At 73.2% G+C, this 18,327-nt stretch carries 15 protein-coding genes; 3 read left to right on the forward strand and 12 right to left on the reverse strand.

All coding sequences use genetic code 11. From position 1 onward, the window contains the following. Positions 1–34 precede the first annotated feature (34 nt). The 7 genes from IEX42_RS03095 to argC are packed head-to-tail and all read right to left on the reverse strand — an operon-like array spanning position 35 to position 6,393. Positions 35–628: an arginine repressor gene (locus tag IEX42_RS03095; protein ID WP_188778116.1), complete on the reverse strand. Its 594-nt coding sequence runs from the start codon at positions 626–628 to the stop codon at positions 35–37. After that, the gene (argF, locus tag IEX42_RS03100) at positions 625–1,572 is read right to left on the reverse strand and encodes an ornithine carbamoyltransferase (protein WP_188778118.1); all 948 of its coding nucleotides are present in this window, start codon (positions 1,570–1,572) and stop codon (positions 625–627) included. Before argF ends, IEX42_RS03095 begins: the two co-directional genes overlap by 4 nt. Next, entirely contained in the window at positions 1,569–2,750 is a 1,182-nt protein-coding gene (locus tag IEX42_RS03105; protein ID WP_188778120.1) for an acetylornithine transaminase, read from the reverse strand. Before IEX42_RS03105 ends, argF begins: the two co-directional genes overlap by 4 nt. Position 2,751: 1 nt before the next feature. Beyond that, the gene (gene argB / locus IEX42_RS03110; protein ID WP_188778121.1) at positions 2,752–3,741 is read right to left on the reverse strand and encodes an acetylglutamate kinase; all 990 of its coding nucleotides are present in this window, start codon (positions 3,739–3,741) and stop codon (positions 2,752–2,754) included. Positions 3,742–3,752: 11 nt separating this feature from the next. Further along, the gene (argJ, locus tag IEX42_RS03115) at positions 3,753–4,916 is read right to left on the reverse strand and encodes a bifunctional glutamate N-acetyltransferase/amino-acid acetyltransferase ArgJ (RefSeq protein ID WP_188778123.1); all 1,164 of its coding nucleotides are present in this window, start codon (positions 4,914–4,916) and stop codon (positions 3,753–3,755) included. 26 nt (positions 4,917–4,942) lie between these two features. Continuing rightward, positions 4,943–5,356, reverse strand: a complete 414-nt coding sequence (locus tag IEX42_RS03120; RefSeq protein WP_188778125.1) for an ACT domain-containing protein — start codon at positions 5,354–5,356, stop codon at positions 4,943–4,945. Then, a complete protein-coding gene (gene argC, locus IEX42_RS03125) occupies positions 5,353–6,393 on the reverse strand; it encodes an N-acetyl-gamma-glutamyl-phosphate reductase (protein ID WP_229660554.1) in 1,041 nt (346 codons plus the stop codon). The genes IEX42_RS03120 and argC overlap by 4 nt, the downstream gene beginning before the upstream one ends. A gap of 87 nt (positions 6,394–6,480) precedes the next feature. Here argC and IEX42_RS03130 point away from each other — a divergent pair, with 87 nt between their 5' ends. Both IEX42_RS03130 and IEX42_RS03135 read left to right on the forward strand, forming a co-directional pair. After that, positions 6,481–7,473: an ATP-binding cassette domain-containing protein gene (locus IEX42_RS03130; RefSeq protein WP_188778129.1), complete on the forward strand. Its 993-nt coding sequence runs from the start codon at positions 6,481–6,483 to the stop codon at positions 7,471–7,473. Next, on the forward strand, positions 7,470–8,297 hold the full coding sequence (locus IEX42_RS03135) for an ABC transporter permease (RefSeq protein ID WP_188778131.1): 828 nt from the start codon (positions 7,470–7,472) through the stop codon (positions 8,295–8,297). Before IEX42_RS03130 ends, IEX42_RS03135 begins: the two co-directional genes overlap by 4 nt. 21 nt (positions 8,298–8,318) lie before the next feature. Here the strand turns inward: IEX42_RS03135 and IEX42_RS03140 are convergent, their stop codons facing one another. The 5 genes from IEX42_RS03140 to IEX42_RS03160 form a co-directional block, all read right to left on the reverse strand. Continuing rightward, entirely contained in the window at positions 8,319–11,444 is a 3,126-nt protein-coding gene (locus tag IEX42_RS03140; RefSeq protein WP_188778133.1) for an ATP-binding protein, read from the reverse strand. Beyond that, entirely contained in the window at positions 11,444–13,936 is a 2,493-nt protein-coding gene (pheT, locus tag IEX42_RS03145) for a phenylalanine--tRNA ligase subunit beta (protein WP_188778135.1), read from the reverse strand. The genes IEX42_RS03140 and pheT overlap by 1 nt, the downstream gene beginning before the upstream one ends. A 3-nt stretch (positions 13,937–13,939) precedes the next feature. Further along, a complete protein-coding gene (gene pheS / locus IEX42_RS03150) occupies positions 13,940–15,049 on the reverse strand; it encodes a phenylalanine--tRNA ligase subunit alpha (protein ID WP_188778137.1) in 1,110 nt (369 codons plus the stop codon). A 96-nt stretch (positions 15,050–15,145) separates the two neighbouring features. Continuing rightward, positions 15,146–16,210, reverse strand: a complete 1,065-nt coding sequence (locus IEX42_RS03155; protein WP_229660555.1) for a sensor histidine kinase — start codon at positions 16,208–16,210, stop codon at positions 15,146–15,148. 216 nt (positions 16,211–16,426) lie between these two features. After that, the gene (locus IEX42_RS03160; protein WP_188778138.1) at positions 16,427–16,723 is read right to left on the reverse strand and encodes a YiaA/YiaB family inner membrane protein; all 297 of its coding nucleotides are present in this window, start codon (positions 16,721–16,723) and stop codon (positions 16,427–16,429) included. Between the two features lie 97 nt (positions 16,724–16,820). On the opposite strand from IEX42_RS03160, the gene IEX42_RS03165 reads away from it, so the two are divergent. Then, on the forward strand, positions 16,821–18,320 hold the full coding sequence (locus IEX42_RS03165; RefSeq protein WP_188778142.1) for a peptide MFS transporter: 1,500 nt from the start codon (positions 16,821–16,823) through the stop codon (positions 18,318–18,320). Positions 18,321–18,327: the final 7 nt, after the last annotated feature.

Genomic DNA, 18,327 nt, shown 5'->3' on the forward strand with positions numbered 1-18,327 from the left:
AGCTCCTTCGTGACTGGGGTGGGAGTGGAACGGATCAGACGGGGCGTGGACCCGAGGGGTCCTCGTCGACCGCGGTGCTGTGGTCGGACCTCGCCGCGTGCGTGGCGAGGTCCACGAGTCGTCGGGCCAGGGCCTCCCCGTCGGACTGCCGGGTGCCGCGACCGATCACCATGACGGTGTCGTCGCCGCCGATGGTGCCGAGGACACCGTCCAGCTCGGCCTTGTCCAGCGCGGAGGCGAGGAACTGCGCCGCGCCGGGCGGGGTGCGCAGGACGACGAGGTTGCCCGACGCCTCGGCGCTGACCAGCAGCTCGCCGGCCAGGCGGGCCAGACGCGCACCCGAGGAGGCCGTCGAGCGCACCAGGAGCGGGGTGCGGTCGCCACCTTCGGCGGGGACGGCGTACACCAGGTGCCCCTCCGGGGTGCGCACCTTGACCGCGTCCAGGTCGAGCAGGTCGCGGCTCAGCGTGGCCTGGGTGACCGAGACACCGGCGGCGGCGAGCAGCTCGGCGAGCTCGTTCTGCGAGCGCACCGGGCGACTCTCCAGCAGGTCGACGATCCGCCGCTGCCGAGCGGACTTCGTCAGCGGCGAGTGCGAGGCGTGCGGCTCGTGGGCGGGCTGGGTCACGACGTCGCCCCCGCAGCCCGCTGCATCAGCCAGACGAGGATCGCCTTCTGGGCGTGCCGGCGGTTCTCCGCCTCGTCCCAGACCGCACTCTGCGGGCCCTCGAGGACGTCGGCGGCGATCTCCTTGCCGCGGTACGCCGGCAGGCAGTGCAGCACCGTCGCCCCCTCGGCGGCGTGGCCGAGCAGGTCGGCCGTCAGCGACCAGGGCGCGAACACGCGGGTCCTGGCCTCCTCCTCGGTCTCCTTGCCCATCGAGATCCAGGTGTCGGTGACGACCACGTCGGCACCCTCGACCGCCTCGACCGGATCGGGCACCGCGCTCGCCGAGCCGCCGGTGCCGGCCGCGATCGCCGAGGCGTGGTCGAACATCTCGCGTCGGGGGACGTAGCCCTCCGGGGCACTGATGCGTACGTGCATCCCCGCGGTGGCTCCGGCGAGCAGCCACGAGTTGCCCATGTTGCAGGCGCCGTCGCCGACGAAGGCGACCGTCTGCCCGGCGAGCGCGCCGCGGTGCTCGCGCACCGTCAGCAGGTCGGCGATCAGCTGGCACGGGTGGAAGTCGTCGGTCAGGGCGTTCACCACGGGCACCCCGGCGTGGGCGGCCATCGTCTCCAGGTCGCTCTGGAGGAAGGTGCGCCACACGATCGTGGAGACCTGACGGCCCAGCACCCGGGCGACGTCCTCGACGGACTCGCGGACCCCGATGCCGGCCAGCTTGCCCTCGACCAGCATCGGGTTGCCGCCGAGCTCGGCGATGCCGGCCCCGAACGAGGTCTGGGTGCGCAGCGTGGCCTTGTCGAAGATCATCGCGACGGACTGCGGCCCGGCGTACGGCTTGATGTCGTACGGCGCGGCCTTCAGCGTCGCGGCCAGCTCCAGCACCTCGCCCTGCTCGGCCGGCGAGAGGTCGTCGTCCCGCAGGAAGTGCCGCACCCCGGTGGTCACGACCCCTCCTCGTAGGCGGTGGCCAGGATCTGCGGCCAGGCGGTGAGGAACGCGTCGGCGTCGGCCCGGGTGAGCACCAGCGGAGGCGCCAGGCGGACCCGGTCCGGTCCGGTCGCGTTGATGATGAAGCCGGCGTCCTGGGCCGCGGCGACGGCGGCGGGCGCGACCTCGGCGTCGAGGCTGATCCCGATCAGCAGGCCCTCGCCGCGCACCTCGACCACGTGCGGGTGGTCCAGCCCGTCGCGCAGGTGGGCGCCGAGGGTGCGTACGTGCTCGAGCAGGCCCTCCGCCTCGACCGTGTCCAGCACCGCCAGCGCGGCCGCCGCCGCGACCGGGTTGCCGCCGAAGGTGGTGCCGTGGTTGCCCGGGCCGAGCAGCTGCCCGGCCTCGCCGAACGCGACGCAGGCGCCGATCGGGTAGCCGCCCGCCAGCCCCTTGGCGAAGGTCACCAGGTCGGGCTCGAGCGCCGGGTCGTGCGCCGTCCAGCGGCCGGTCCGGCCGATGCCGGTCTGCACCTCGTCGACCCACAGCAGCGCGCCGTGCTCGCGGGTGATCCGGCGGGCCTCGGCGAGGTAGCCGGGCGGCGGGACGTTGACCCCGGCCTCGCCCTGCAGCGGCTCCAGCACCACCGCGGCCGTGTCGTCGTCGACCACCGCGGCCAGCGCGGCGGCGTCGCCGTACGGCACGAAGGTCACGTCGCCGGGAAGCGGCTCGAAGGGCTCGCGGTACGCCGTCTTCGACGTCAGCGCCAGCGAGCCCATCGTGCGCCCGTGGAAGGACTCCGCCGCGGAGACGAGCTTCGTCCGGCCGGTGCGCCGGGTCGCCTTCAGCGCCGCCTCGTTGGCCTCGCTGCCGGAGTTGGCGAAGAAGACCCGTCCCTCGCGGGGGCCCGCGTCGGGCGAGGCCAGCGCGAGGAGCCGCTCGGCAAGGCGGACCTGGGGACCGGTGGCGAAGAAGTTCGACACGTGACCGAGGGTCTGCATCTGCTCGCTCACCGCCGCGACCAGCGCGGGGTGCGCGTGGCCGAGGGCGTTGACCGCGATCCCGCCGAGCAGGTCGACGTACTCGTTGCCGTCCTCGTCCCAGACGTGCGCGCCCTCCCCGCGGACCAGCACCAGCTTCGGCGGGCCGAAGGTGTTCATCACGGCCTCGGCGTAGCGCTCCTTCAGCTCGCTCATCTCAGGACTCCTTCTTGACGCTCGGGGGCTTGATCGCGGTGCGCAGCTTGGTGGTCACGCCGGGCAGCACCTGGGTGCCGACGCCCTCTGCGGTGAAGATCTCGAGCAGGACGGCGTGCGGCTCGCGGCCGTCGACCACCGTCGATCGCGGTACGCCGCCCTGGACCGCACTCAGGCAGGCCCGCATCTTCGGGACCATCCCGGACGCCAGCGACGGGATGAGCTTCTCCAGCTCCTCGGGACTGATCTCGCCGATCACGTCGGGGCTGTGCGGCCAGTCGCGGTAGAGGCCCTCCACGTCGGTCAGGACCAGCAGCTTCTCCGCCTGCAGCGCGACCGCGATCGCCGCGGCGGCCGTGTCGGCGTTGACGTTGTGCACCTGGCCGCTCTCGTCGGGCGCGATCCCCGAGATCACCGGGATCCGTCCGGCCTCGATCAGGTCCAGCACCGCCTCCGGGCGGACCGAGTCGACCTCGCCGACGTTGCCGAGGTCGACCTCCTCGCCGTCGACCACGGTGCCCGTGCGCCGGGCCGTCAGCAGCCCGGCGTCCTCGCCGGACAGACCGACCGCGAGCGGGCCGTGCTGGTTGAGCAGCCCGACCAGCTCGCGCTGCACCTGACCGACCAGCACCATGCGTACGACGTCCATCGCCTCGTCGGTGGTCACCCGGAGCCCGCCGCGGAACTCGCTCTCGATGCCGAGCCGGTCCAGCATCGCGGAGATCTGCGGCCCGCCGCCGTGCACCACGACCGGGTGGAAGCCTGCGTACCGCAGGAACACGATGTCCTCGGCGAAGGCCTGCTTGAGGGTGTCGTCGGTCATCGCGTTGCCGCCGTACTTCACCACGATGACCTTCTCGTGGTAGCGCTCCAGCCAGGGCAGGGCCTCGGCCAGCGTGGCGGCCTTGTCCTGGGCCGCCTGCCACGCCCGCGCGGAGGCGTGCTGCTCCTCCTCGGGGGCGGTCGGCCGGTCCGTCTCGTCGCTGCTCATCGTCGGGCCCTTCAGGAGGAGTAGGCGGAGTTCTCGTGGACGTAGGCGTGGGTGAGGTCGTTGGTCCACACCGTCGCCTCGTGCTCACCGGACTTCAGGTCGATGGTCACCGTCACCTTCCGCGGCTCGAGGTCGACCTCGGCCGGGTCGGCGTCCGGGGTGGAGGAGCGGCACACCCACACGTCGTTGACGGCCACGTCGAGGTCGAGCGGGTCGAAGGCGGCGCTCGTCGTGCCGATCGATGCCAGCACCCGGCCCCAGTTCGGGTCCTTGCCGAAGACGGCGGTCTTGAACAGCGCACTGCGTGCCACCGAGCGCCCCACCTCGACGGCGTCGTCCTCGCTCGCCGCGCCGCGGGTGGTGATCGCGATCTCGTGGTCCGCGCCCTCGGCGTCGGCCAGCAGCTGCAGCGCGAGGTCGGTGCAGACCTCGGTCAGCGCAGCGGTGAAGTCGGCGGCGCTCGGTGCCACGCCGGAGGCGCCGCTGGCCATCAGCGTCACGGTGTCGTTGGTGGACATGCAGCCGTCGGAGTCCAGGCGGTCGAAGGAGACCCGCGTCGCCGCCCGCAGCGCGGTGTCGAGGGTGGCGGCGTCGACGTCGGCGTCGGTGGTGAGGACGACGAGCATCGTGGCCAGCTGCGGAGCCAGCATGCCGGCCCCCTTGGCCATCCCACCGATGCTCCAGCCGTCGGCGCCCTCCCCCCGCTGGACGACGACCTGCTTGCTCACCGAGTCGGTGGTCATGATCGCGTGCGCGGCGTCGTCCCCGCCGTCGGCGGAGATCTGCGGGACGATCGCTCGTACGCCGTCGAGCACCTGCTCACGGGAGTTGGTCAGCCCGATCAGGCCGGTGGAGCAGACCACGACGTCACCGGCGGCGACGCCGAGCCCGTCGGCCACCGCCTCGGCGACGGCGTGCGTCGTCGCGAAGCCCTCCGGGCCGGTGTAGCAGTTCGCGCCGCCGGAGTTCAGGACCACCGCCTCGACCTTGCCGTCCTTGACGACCTCCTTGCTCCAGATCACCGGGTTGGCGATGCAGCGGTTGGCGGTGAAGACGCTGGCCGAGGCCTTGGACGGGCCGTTGTTGACGACCAGAGCCAGATCCTTGGCGCCGGTCGACTTCAGGCCGATGGGGATGCCGGCGGCGGTGAAGCCGGCGGGGTGGGTGACGCTCACAGGAGTGGTCCTTCGGTAGCGGGGTCTCAGGCGGGTACGGCGGGCGCGACGGTGTGGCCGCGTCGGCGCCAGGCCTCGGCGGCGTCCTCGTCGCGGTCCTTCGGCACCAGCAGCCAGTCGGTGTCGAACGTCGACAGGGTGAAGACGCTGATCCCGGCCTCGGCCAGCGGCTCGAGCAGGCTGCTCAGCACTCCGGTCAGGGCGAAGTCGAGCGGCCCCTCGACGCAGAACGCGGTGAACGGGCCCTGCTGACGGGCCTTGGTGGGCACGCTGCGCGAGGCGCAGACGACGCTGGTCTCGGTCGCTGTGGCGGTGACAGAGAAGACCGAGGACGACTCGGCCCAGGAAGGGACGTCGGTGCCGGGGCCGAGCCGCACCACCGAGACCTGCTCGGGGTACTGCGCGAGCGACCAGGTCGGTGCGGACTCCTCCGCGCTCACGGCGCCAGCCCCACGGTGGTCAGGCCGGTGCCCTCGTCCAGGCCGAGCGCGAGGTTCATGCACTGCACCGCCGCTCCTCCGGTGCCCTTCGCGAGGTTGTCGACGACGGCGACGGCGACCATCCGCCCGGCGTCCTCGTCGACGGTCACCTGCACGTGGACGGCGTTGGACCCGATCACGGACTTGGTCTGCGGCCACTGGCCCTCGGGGAGCAGGTGGACGAACCGCTCTGCGGCGTACGCCTGGTCGTAGACGGCGCGGACGTCATCGGCGCTCGATGTCGTCGGGGCCGAGGCGCTGGCCAGGATCCCCCGCGGCATCGGCACGAGCACCGGGGTGAAGGAGACCTTCACGCCCTGCCCGTCGGGGAGCAGGCCGGAGAGGTTCTGGATGATCTCGGGGGTGTGCCGGTGCGTGCCGCCGACGCCGTACGCGCTGGCGGATCCCATCACCTCCGAGCCGAGCAGGTGCGGCTTGGCCGCCTTGCCGGCGCCGCTGGTGCCCGAGGCGGCGGTGATCACGAGGTCCTCGACGTCCACGATCCCGGCAGCCACGGCCGGGGCGAGGGCCAGCGAGGAGACGGTCGGGTAGCAGCCCGGCACCGCGACCCGCGTCGCACCGGTCAGCAGCGCGCGCTGGCCGGGCAGCTCGGGGAGCCCGTACGGCCAGGAGCCGGCGTGCGCGGAACCGTAGAACTTCTCCCACAGGGCGGGGTCGGTGAGCCGGAAGTCGGCCCCGCAGTCGATGACGACGACGTCGTCGCCGAGCTCGGCCGCGACCGCGCCCGACTGTCCGTGCGGCAGGGCGAGGAACACCACGTCGTGTCCGGAGAGCACCTCGGTGGTCGTCTCCTCCAGGACCCGGTCGGCGAGCGGGAGCAGGTGCGGCTGCAGCGCACCGAGGCTCTGACCGGCGTTCGACGCGCCTGTGAGCGCGCCGACCTCCACCTCGGGGTGGTCGAGCAGCAGCCGGAGGACCTCTCCCCCCGCGTACCCGCTGGCGCCGGCGACGGCGACTCGTGTCCGTGACATGTGCATGACCATACAAGAGTCTGCATGACTCGTGAAACCGGGGTCGACGCCCGTGCAACCGCGCTGAAACCGGACGGCCCCAGGATCCTCGACATGACATCAACGACGTACGACGCGGTCCGGGCCACCGGGCTGGTCAAGGAGTTCGGCACGAACCGCGCGGTCGACGGCATCGACCTCCAGGTCGCGCCCGGCGAGATCTTCGGCGTCCTCGGCCCCAACGGCGCGGGCAAGACCACGACGCTGGCGATGCTCGCGACGCTGCTGCGCATCGACGACGGCGAGGCCTCGATCTTCGGCGTCGACGTACGCCGCCGCCCGCACGAGGTCCGCCAGCTGCTCGGCGTGACCGGGCAGTACGCCTCGGTCGACGAGAACCTCACCGCACGGGAGAACCTGCGCCTCTTCGGCCGGCTGCTGGGCCTGTCCTCGCGCGAGGCGCGCAGCCGGGCCGACACCCTGCTCGGGCAGTTCGGGCTGGAGGACGCCGCCGACCGGCAGATCGCGAAGTTCTCCGGAGGCATGCGCCGCCGCCTCGACCTCGCGGTCAGTCTCGTACGCCGACCGCCGCTGATCTTCCTCGACGAGCCGACCACCGGGCTCGACCCGCGTACCCGTGGTCAGATGTGGACCACCATCCGCGAGCTCGTGGCCAGCGGGTCGACGATCCTGCTCACCACGCAGTACCTCGACGAGGCCGACCAGCTCGCGGACCGGATCGCGGTCATCGACCGCGGCGCCAAGGTCGCCGAGGGCACCCCCGGCCAGCTGAAGGCCTCGGTCGGTAGCTCGACGCTCCAGCTGCGGGTCGCCGACACCGCCGACGTGGCCGCCGCCGCGGCGGTCGTGGGTCGTGTGCTGCCGCACGAGCCGGTGATGACGCCCGAGCAAGGCGGCGTCAGCGTCGCCCTGACCGACGCCGACCAGGCCGCCGAGGCGCTCCTCGCCCTCCGCGCGCAGGGCATCAGCATCGCCTCGGTGTCCGTCGCGCAGCCCACCCTGGACGAGGTCTTCCTGGTCCTGACCGGCCACGAGACCGGCGACCCCGAACCCACCCCCCACGACACCCTGGAGGTCGCACGATGACCGCGATCACGACCATCCCCGCCGAGACCCGCGACTCGACCGTCGAGGTGCACCCTCGGCTCGGCGCCGCAGAGGTCCTCTCGCAGACGATGACCATGGCCTGGCGATCGGTGATCAAGATGCGCCGCAACCCCGAGCAGTTCTTCGACGTGCTGGTCCAACCGCTGCTCTTCACCGCGATGTTCGCGTTCGTCTTCGGCGGCGCCATCTCAGGCGACGTCGACAAGTACCTGCCCGTTCTGATCCCGGGGATCCTCGCGCAGACCACGATGACCGCCTGCATCGCCACCGGTGTCCAGCTGCGCGAGGACATGGACAAGGGGGTGTTCGACCGGTTCCGGGTGCTGCCGATCGCCCGCATCGCTCCCCTGGCGGGGCCGATGGTGGCCGACCTGACCCGCTACACCGTGGCGACCGTGCTGACCTTCGCCACCGGGATGGCCATCGGCTACCGCCCCGGCGGCGGCGTCGCCGGCGTGGTGGCCGCGATCCTGCTGGTGATCGTCACGGGCTGGTCGCTGGCGTGGATCTTCACGTTCGTGGGCATCATCGGCCGCAGCGCCCAGGCCGTGCAGGGGATGTCGATGATGATCATGTTCCCACTGACATTCGTGTCCAACGCCTTCGTACTGCCCGGCTCGATGCCGGGGTGGCTCCGGGCGTTCGTCCAGGTCAACCCGGTCTCCCACGTCGTCACCGCCACGCGGGACCTCGCCAACACGGGTGCCGTCACCGCCCAGGTCGGCTGGGCGCTCGTGGCGTGCGCAGCGGTCGTCGCGATCTTCGCGACGCTCTCCGTGCGCGCCTACCGCAAGGCCGTCTGAGGCCCACCGGGCGAGACCTCGCTACGCGCGGGCGACCGCCTCGACCGCCTCCTGGCGCAGCTGCGTCGGGAGGCGGTCGGCGTACGCCGAGAGCGCCTCGTCGAGCGCGCCCGAGGCGTGCTGCTCGCCGAGCCGCACCACACCGTCCCACGCCATCGAGGGCAGGTTCCGCTGGTAGCCGAACCGGCGGGCCAGCGCGAGCGCGCGCACCGCGGGCGCGACCGGAGACCCGGCGACCAGGTCGTACGCGCCGAGCGCGAGCAGCAGGCAGCCGGTGACCGGGTAGTCGACGTGACGCTCCGCGTCGCCGAGGACGCGCACCGCCTTGGCGCGCAACGCCTCGGCGAGGTCGCTGACCTGCCCCACGGCGTCGTAGGCCGCGTGCGCGTAGAGCGCCGACGCCTCCGCGAAGAGCACCCACGGCGTGAGCTCGGGGTCGAAGTCGAGATCGGTCACCAGGTCGCGTCCGAGTGCCACGTTCCGGGCGAGGCGGTAGAGAGCCAGCCCGGTCGCCACGTCCCCCTCGGCCAGGGCCAGCTCGGCCAGACCGACCTGGCCCGCGCTCCAGCCGGGCGTCGTCTCGGCACCCGGCTGCGAGGCCAGCCGTCGCAGCCGCTCCCCCGCGTCCTCGAGGCGCCCGAGCGCGATGTCGGCCAGGCCGAGCGTCGCGTCGAGCTGGAGGACGTCCTGGACGGCGCCGATCCGCTGCATACCGTCCATCGCCAGGCGCGCGTGCACGGCGCACTCCTCCCAGCGACCGCACTGCATCTCCAGCCCGGAGAGCTCCGAGTGCATCTGGGCACGCAGCCACGGGCCCTCGGAGTCGTCGCACAGCGCGATCGCACGCCGGCAGCTCACCAGCGCGGCATCGACGTCGCCGAGGTTCTCCTGGGCGTGCGCCAGCCACTGCAGCGCGTGCCGGGCGACCGCAGGATCGGGATCCTCGGCGAGCCGCTCGACCGCGGCGAGGTTCTCGTCGACGCCGTCGGCGTACATCGCCAGCAGCAGCACCGCCGTGGCCGAGGTGCGTCCGCCCGGACCGGTGCCCAGCGACCGGAGCCGGTCCAGCACGCCGGGGCGCAGGCGTCCGGTGAACAGCGCCTCGTTGAACGCCAGCATCGACAGCACCCCGCGGGTCTCCTCGAGGCGGACGCCCTCGTCGTCGAGCTGCTGCTCGGTGACGTCGTCGAGCCGGTCGAGGACCGGGATCACCCACCCCATCACCACGAGGTGCTCCCCGGCGACGGACCAGAAGTCGACCAGCAGCGAGACCAGCGGGACGACGACGGCGAGGTCGCGACGGTCGAGCGCGGCGCGGAGCACACCCACGAGGGTGCCGACCTCGGCACGCACCTCGTCCATCACGGCCGGCTGGTCGGTGGTGAAGAGCCGGGCGGCGAGGTCGCGCGCGCGGGCCACCGCCCAGGTGGCGAGGTCGCGCTCCGCGCTCGCGCGCAGGCCCTGGTCGTCGAGGCGGCGCAGGGCGTAGTCGCGCACGGTCTCCAGGAACCGGTAGCGCAGCGCCGCGTCGCTCTCCTCGAGCACCACGAGCGACTGGTCGGCCAGCTCGGCGAGGATCCCCACCGGGTCGGTCCCGAGCACCCCCGCGGCGCCGTCGAGCCCGAAGCCGTCGGGGAAGACCGCGAGCCGCTCGAGCGCCCGCTGCGCCTCGGGACGCAGCAGCCGCCAGCTCCAGTCGATCACCGCCTCGAGCGTGCGGTGGCGGTCCGGTGCGCTGCGGTCGCCGCCCGCGAGCAGGGCGAAGCGGTCCGCCAGCCGCCGCGCGATCTCGGAGACCGGCATCGCCCGGACCTTCGCCGCGGCCAGCTCCAGGGCCAGCGGCAGCCCGTCGAGACGCGCCACCAGGGCGCGCACCTCCGCGTCGTCCAGTCGTACGCCGGGCCGCGCGGCCCGCGCGCGACGGCCGAACAGCTCGACCGACTCCTCGACGTCGAGCTGGGTCAGCGGGTAGACCTGCTCGGCGCTGATCGCGAGCGGCGCGCGGCTGGTGGCCAGCACCCGGCACTGGTCGGTGGCGGCGACGAGGAAGGCGACCAGGTCGGCAGCGGCGTCCAGCACGTGCTCGCAGTTGTCGAGCACCAGCAGCGCCGGAGCGCCACCGAGCCGCTGCGCGAGCCGGGCACGCAGGTCGGCGGGCTGGGACTGCGCCGCACGGGCGTCGAGACGGTCGCGGACCCCGAGGTCGGCGGCGACCTTGCGGACCACCCCGTCGCCGGTGGTCACCCCGGCCAGCTCCACGAACCACACCATCGGCTGCGGAGCCAGGCGACCGAGCAGGTGCGCCACCCGGGTCTTGCCCAGCCCGCCCGGGCCGACGACGGTGACGACGCGGTGGGTGGAGAGGAGCCCTCGCAGGCGGGTGACGTCCTCGTCGCGCCCCACCATCGGTGTCGCGTCGTAGCGCAGGCCCTCGCGGACCGGCGCGTCGCGCGCCAGCAGGTCCGCGTGCATCCGGCGCAACCGCTCGCCGGGCTCGGCGCCGGAGACCTCCAGCGCGTGCTCGGCGTACGTCGCGTAGCGCTGCAGCGCGGCCGGCACACCGCGCACCGCGGCCTCGACGCCGAGGAGGTCGGCCAGCAGGTCCTCGTCGCCGGGTGCCGTCTCCAGCGCGCGCTCGAGCAGCGGGAGCGCCTCCTCCGACTCGCCCCGACCCGCGAGGGCGGCGCCCAGCAGCCGGCGGGCCTCGTCCTGCGCGCGGACGGCGGCCCGCACGAGATCGCCCTGCGGCGTCTCGTCGAGCGACGAGCCGGTGACCCGGACGGCGAGGGCGTCGCGCGCGGTGTGCCGGACGACGTCGAGGTCGCCGACCGAGCGCGCCTCGCGTGCGGTGCGCACCAGCTCGAGGAGGCGAAGCACGTCGACCTGGTCGGCGCGCAGCCCGAGGCGGTAGCCGGACGCCGCGTGCACGACCACGTCGGGGTGGGTACGACGCCGGGTGCGCGAGACGAGCACCTGCAGCGCCTTCTCGGGGTGCTCCGGCGTCTGGTCGCCCCAGACCCGCTCGACCAGGTCGCCGACGGCCAGGACCCTGGGGTACGCCACCACCAGCTCGCCCAGGAGCCGGTGGCTGCCCTCGCCGGGGACCGGGAGGTCGTCCCAGGCGACCCCGTCGAGGAGCGTGAGCATCAGGCCCGCTGCTCGGCTCCGTGTCGCTGGACCGCGAGTGCCACGGCCGCAGCGCGGGCCTCGGCGGTCTCGGCGTCGGTGAGCGTCCGGTCGAGGGCACGGAAGCGCAGCGCGAAGGCCAGCGACTTGCGCCCCTCCCCGATCTGCTCACCGGTGTAGAGGTCGAAGAGCCGCACCGACTCGCACAGCTCACCCGCCCCCTCACGCAGCGTCGCTGCGAGCTCGGCGGCCGGAAGGTCCGCGTCGACCACCAGCGCCACGTCGTCCTTGGCCACCGGGTAGGACGAGATCCGCGGCGCCGGCACCACCTCGCGGGCGTGTGCCGCCAGGACGTCCAGGTCGATCTCGGCGGCGGCGCTGCGCGGCGGCAGGTCGTACGACGCGCACACCCGCGGGTGCAGCTCGCCGGCGTGCCCGACGACGTGCTCGCCGACCACGATCTCCGCGCAGCGGCCCGGGTGCCAGGGGGCACGCGCAGCGGCTCGTACCTCCACCTCGGCCCCGACCGCGTCCGCGACCACGCGGACCGCCTCGATCGCGTCGGCCCAGGTCGCCGGCCTCGCCGGCCCCCACCAGCCGGCGGGCTCACGCGCGCCGGCCAGCGTCACCGCGAGGTGCTGCGGCTGGGCCGGGACGGCCCGCTGCAGCTCCTCCCACTGCGCGGCGCTGGGAGCCGTGTCGACGGGGAGCAGGGGCGCCGGTGGCGCACCGTTCTCGGGCAGGGTCACCGTCGCGAGCTCGAACAGCGCGACGTCGGACGTGCCGCGGCCGAGGTTGCGCGCGGTCGCGCTCAGCAGGCCGGGCAGCAGCGTCGTGGTCACGTCCGGCGCCTCGGCGCTGAGCGGGTTCGCGAGCCGCAGCGTCCTGCGTCGCTCGTCGTCGCCGTCGAGCCCCAGCCGCTCCAGGTCGGCCGCGCCGACGAACGGGAAGCTGACCGTCTCGACGTAGCCCGCCCCCGCGAGCGCGCGACCCACGCGGCGGCGCAGCGCCTGACCGCGGGTCAGGCCCCGGCCGGAGGGCGCGTCGGGCAGCACGGAGGGCACCTCGTCGTACCCGACGATCCGGGCGACCTCCTCGACCAGGTCGTACGGGTCGGTGAGGTCGGGGCGCCACGGCGGTGGGGTCGCCCAGAGCGAGTCCCCGCGCGGGTCCACCTCGACGTCGCAGCCGACCGCGGCGAGGTGCGCGAGCGTGGTGTCCGCCGGGATCGACATCCCGCTGATCGCCGCCGGAAGGTCGACCGGCAACGAGATCGGCTCGCGCGGCGGCGCCGTGCCGACGACGGTGACGCCGTCCTCGATCGTGCCGCCGCCGTGCTCGACCAGCAGCTCGGCCGCCCGCTGGGCGGCGACCTCGCAGATCGTCGGGTCGACGCCGCGCTCGTTGCGGCGGCCGGCCTCGGAGGTCAGCTTGTGCCGACGACCGGTGCGGAACATCGACACCGGGTCCCAGTGCGCGGACTCGATCAGCACGCGCGTGGTCGTCTGCGACATCTCGGTCGCCTCACCGCCCATCACGCCGCCGAGGCCGATCGCCCCGGAGTCGTCGGTGACGACCAGGTCCTCGGGGTCGAGCGCGCGGACCGTGCCGTCGAGGGTGGTGAGCTTCTCCCCGTCGCGGGCACGGCGCACGCCGACGGTGCCGGTGAGCTCGTCGGCGTCATAGCCGTGCAGCGGCCGGCCGAGCTCGAGCATCACGTAGTTGGTGACGTCGACGGCGAGGCTGATCGGCCGCATCCCGGCGAGCAGGAGCCGACGTGCCATCCAGTCGGGCGTGGGGGCGGTCGCGTCGACGCCGGAGACGGTGCGGGCGACGAACACCGGGCAGCCCTCCGCGTCCTCGATCTCGACCGGCCACCCGTCGCCGTTCGCGGGCGGCACCGCACGGGCGGCCGGGTCGGCGTAGTCCAGGTCGAAGCCGAGCGCGGCCTCGCGGGCGACCCCGCGGATCGACAGGGCGTAGGCACGGTCGGGGTTGATCTCCAGCTCGACGACCTCCTCGCGCAGGTCGAGCAGGCCGAAGACGTCGTCGCCGGGCTCGCCCGCGTCCTCCGGCAGCACCAGGATCCCGCTGTGGTCCTCCCCCAGACCGAGCTCCTGGGTGGAGCAGATCATCCCGGCCGAGACGTGCCCGTACGTCTTGCGCGCGCTGATCTCGAAGCCTCCGGGCAGCACCCCACCGGGCAGGACGCAGACCACGAGGTCCCCGACGGAGAAGTTGTGCGCGCCGCAGACGATGCCCTGCGGATCACCGGTGCCGTTCGCTGCGCCGACGTCGACCGAGCACCAGTTGATCGTCTTGCCGTTCTTCTGCGCCTCCGGCTCCATCGTGAGCACGCGGCCGACGACCAGCGGACCGGACATGTCGTGCCCCGGGCGCTCCAGCGCCTCGAGCTTGAGCCCGAGCGCCGTCAGCCGGTCGGTGAGCTCGTCGGTGGAGAGACTCTCGGGCAGCGCGACGTGCTCGCGCAGCCAGGACATCGGGACTCGCACGGCTCAGACCTCGCTTCCGAAGGGCAGGGTGAAGCGGACGTCGGCCTCGAACAGGTCGCGCAGGTCCTCGGCGCCGTGGCGGAACATCACCATCCGGTCGATGCCGAACCCGAACGCGAAGCCGGAGTAGAGGTCCGGGTCGACGCCGCACGCGGTCAGCACCCGGGGGTTGACGATCCCGCAGCCACCGAGCTCGATCCACCCCTCGCCACGGCAGGTACGACACGTCCCGCCCTGCTCGGCCGCCCCGGTGCCGCGGCAGACGAAGCAGACCATGTCCATCTCCGCCGACGGCTCGGTGAAGGGGAAGTACGACGGCCGGAACCGCGTGGTGATCCCCTCGCCGAACAGCGACTGCAGCATGTGGTCCAGCGACCCGCGCAGGTGCGCCATGGTGATGCCGCGGTCCACGACCAGGCCCTCGACCTGGTGGAACATCGGGCTGTGCGTGGCGTCGTACTCGTCGGTGCGGAAGACCCGGCCCGGGCACACGACGTAGATCGGCGGGCGCCGGGTCAGCATGGTGCGCGCCTGCACCGGCGAGGTCTGGGTCCGCAGCACGAGCCCGTGGTCGGCCGGCTCGGTCCAGAAGGTGTCCTGCATGGTGCGGGCGGGGTGGTCCGCGCCGAGGTTGAGGGCGTCGAAGTTCAGCCACTCGGCCTCGACGACCGGGCCTTCGGCCACCTCCCAGCCCATCGCGACGAAGACGTCGGCGATCTTCTCCGACATCGTGGTGATCGGGTGCCGGGCACCGCGCGGGCTGCGGTCCCAGGGCAGCGTGACGTCGACGACCTCCTCGACCAGCATCCGCTCCTCGTGCTCGACCTCGAGCACCTCCTGGCGGGCAGCGAGCGCCTGGGTGAGCGCTCCGCGCGCCTGCCCGACCCGCTGGCCGGCCTCCTTGCGGGCCTGGGGCGGCAGGGCACCGATCTCGCGGTTGGCCAGTGCCAGCGGCGACCGGTCACCGGCGTGCGCGGTGCGTACGGCCTTCAGTGCGGGCAGGTCGACGGCCGCCTCGACCGCGGCGAGCGCCTCGTCGCGCATCCGCTCCACCTCGGCGGCGGACAGCGGGGTCACCTCGACCGGGTCGAAGTCGGTGTTGGGGCCGGACATCGCTGCCTCTCGGGTGCTGTGGGGGTACGTCGGTGTGGGCGCGCCAAGTCTAGGAAGACCCCGCTGCACGGGGCGACGGGGTATCGGCGGCCCCGCTCAGCCGCTCGGCGGCGTCTCCCGTGGGTCGTGGTCCGGCCAGCGCAGGACCAGCCGTGCCCCGCCGGCGGGTGAGCTGTCGATCTCGAGGGTGCCGCCGTGCGCCCCGACCAGCCCGTGGACGATGTACATCCCCAGGCCCGTGCCCCCGCGGGCACCGTGCTTCCAGAACTTGGTGAACACGCGGCGGCGGACGTCCTCGGGGATGCCCTCGCCCTCGTCGTCGACGACCAGCCGGGAGTACCCGTCTCCGGGCGAGTCGACCGTGACCGTGGTCGGACCGTCGCCGTGGCGTACGGCGTTCTCCACCAGGTTGGTGACCACCTGGGTCAGCTTGTCGGGGTCGGCGTGCACCGGCACCGGGTCCTCCGGCACGTGCACCTCGATCGGGCGGCTGGTGCCGACCCGGCAGCTCTCGGCCACCCGGTCCACGGTCTCGCGCAGGTCGACCGGTCGCGGGTAGAGCGACAGCCGGCCGGTGTCGATCCGGGCGACGTCGAGCAGCTCGGTGATCAGCCGGCCCAGCCGCTCGGCGTCGTGGTGCACCGTCTCGAGCATCAGCAGGCGCTGCTCGTCGTTGAGCACGCCCCACTTCGAGATCAGCGTGCCGACGAAGCCCCGGACACCGGTCAGCGGGGAGCGCAGCTCGTGGGCGACGGTGGCGACGAGGTCCGACCGCTCGCGGTCCATCCGCTCGCGGCCGCGCGCGGAGCGCAGCACGATCCCCACGCGGGTGATCGGCCCGCCGCGGCGCTCCCGGATGATCCGTGCGGTGGCAAGCACCTCCTCGCCACCGGGCAGCAGCCAGGAGATCTCGGGGACTCCGGTGCTCGTCTCGACGCCCTCGTACGGGTCGCCGATGTCCCACCAGTTCTGGCCGTCGGTGTTCTGCAGGCGCATGACGTCGCGCAGGTGCCGCCCGACCCCGTCGTCGCTCAGCGCGAGCATCGCGCGAGCGACGTCGTTGGTCCGCAGCACGATGCTGGCGCCGTCGGCGACGACGACCCCGTCGGGCAGGACGTCCCAGAGAGGGTCGTCGCTGGCGCTCGCTTCGACGTACGACACCCGCTCACCCTAGGTCGTGTCGGGCAGATCTGGCCGTCGCGAGCGTCGTCCTGTGCGTGCGATGGCGAGGCGCGGGGGCGAAGGCGGGCCGGGGCCCGTCGAGCTGCCGCAACGAAGCCAGCGTGCGTGCAGGGCGGCGCGCAGCAGGCCACCGATCTGTCGGATACGGCCGAGGTGGGTGAGCGGGTGTCCGTGCTGGCTCGGTGGCGGGACGGGTCAGGCGACGTTGTTGAGGTCCTTGAACGGGTCGTGCTCGGCGAGGATCCGGTCGACCCGCGCCTGGTCGAGACGCGAGCTGAGCCCGGCGTTCTCCTGGGCGTCGCGGACGCACTTGGCGAGGGTGAAGGTCGAGGTGACGAGGAAGAGGCCCGAGACGGCGAGGAAGGCTCGGATCCAGCCGTCGACCGGGAGGACGGCGACCCCGATGATCAACGAGCCGAGGGCGGTGGCGAAGGCGATGCCGGACTGGGCGAAGTAGGCGGCGGTGGACTTGGTGGCGGGAACGGTGCTCATGCGGAGGACACTGCCCGCGCCGCACCACCCGCGGGATCCGCCGACGTACTCAGATCGACGGTGAGCACCGCGGGACCGCGTGGCAGGGTCGGTGCCGATGACCACCACGCCTGACCCCACGCCCGACCCCGCCGAGCCGGGCACGACGTCCACCTCCGTCGCCGACCGCGACCACCGCTTCTTCGGCCAGCCGCTGGTGCTGGCCAACCTGTTCGGGGTCGAGCTGTGGGAGCGGTTCAGCTTCTACGGCATGCAGGGCATCCTGCTGATCTACCTGTACTTCTCGGTCGCGGACGGCGGCCTGGGCATCGACCGCGGCGTGGCGGCCGGGATCGGCGGCGCGTACGGCGGCTCGGTCTACCTGGCCACCATCCTCGGCGCGTGGGCGGCGGACCGGCTGATCGGTCCGGAGCGGACGTTGTTCTACAGCGCCGTGACCGTGATGATCGGTCACCTCGCCCTCTCCCTGGTCCCGGGGCTCGGCGGGGTCGGCGTCGGGCTGGTGCTGATCGCGCTGGGCAGCGGCGGCGTGAAGGCGAACGCCACGTCGCTGGTCGGCTCGCTCTACGACGAGCGCGACTCCCGCCGCGACGCCGGGTTCTCGCTGTTCTACATGGGCATCAACATCGGTGCGCTCGTCGGGCCGCTCCTCACGGGCGTGCTGCAGAAGGACTGGGGCTTCCACGCGGGCTTCGGGCTGGCCGCGATCGGCATGGCGGTCGGCCTCGTCCAGTACGCCGTCGGGCGCCGGTCGCTGCCCGCCTCGACCCAGGTGGTGCCCGACCCGCTGCCGTCCGCCCAGCGCTGGCGGTGGGGGCTGGGAGGGCTCGTCGCGGTCGTCGTGGTCGCGCTCCTCGCGGTCCTGGGCGTGATCACGGCGCAGAACCTCGACGACATCGTGATCACCGTGGTCGGCATCGCCGCGGTCGGGTACTTCGTCCTCATCCTGGCCGACCGGGCGATCACCCGCGTCGAACGTCGGCGTACGTGGGCCCTGGTGCCGCTGCTGGTCAGCAACGCCGTGTTCTGGGCGCTGTTCCAGCAGCAGTTCACGGTCGTGACGATCTACTCCGACCTCCGTCTGGACCGCGACCTGTTCGGCTGGACCATGCCGATCTCGTGGGTGCAGTCGATCGAGCCGTTCTTCGTGGTGGTCTTCGCCGGGGCCTTCGCGGCCCTGTGGACGCGCCTGGGTGACCGGCAGCCCAGCACACCGGTGAAGTTCGCGGCCGGCACGGCGCTGATGGGTGTGGCCTTCTTGCTGTTCCTGCTGCTGCCGCCCGGCGAGAACACCGCCCCCGTCCTCGGCCTGACCGGGGTGCTGCTGGTCTTCTGCTGGGCCGAGCTGCTGATCTCGCCCGTGGGGCTGTCGATGGCGACGAAGCTGGCGGCCGCGAAGTACCACACCCAGACGATCGCGCTGTACTTCCTCTCGATCGCCCTGGGCACCGCGCTGGCGGGGAAGCTGGGGTCGTACTACGACCCGACCGACGAGGGCGGCTACTTCCTGGTCCTCGGCCTGGTCGCCGTGGTGGTCGGCGCGCTGGTGCTGGCGGCGTACCGCCCGATCCTGCGGCTGATGGAGGGCGTGCGCTGAGCCGGCC

Source organism: Marmoricola endophyticus (assembly GCF_014644415.1).
GTDB classification, from domain to species: domain Bacteria; phylum Actinomycetota; class Actinomycetes; order Propionibacteriales; family Nocardioidaceae; genus Marmoricola; species Marmoricola endophyticus.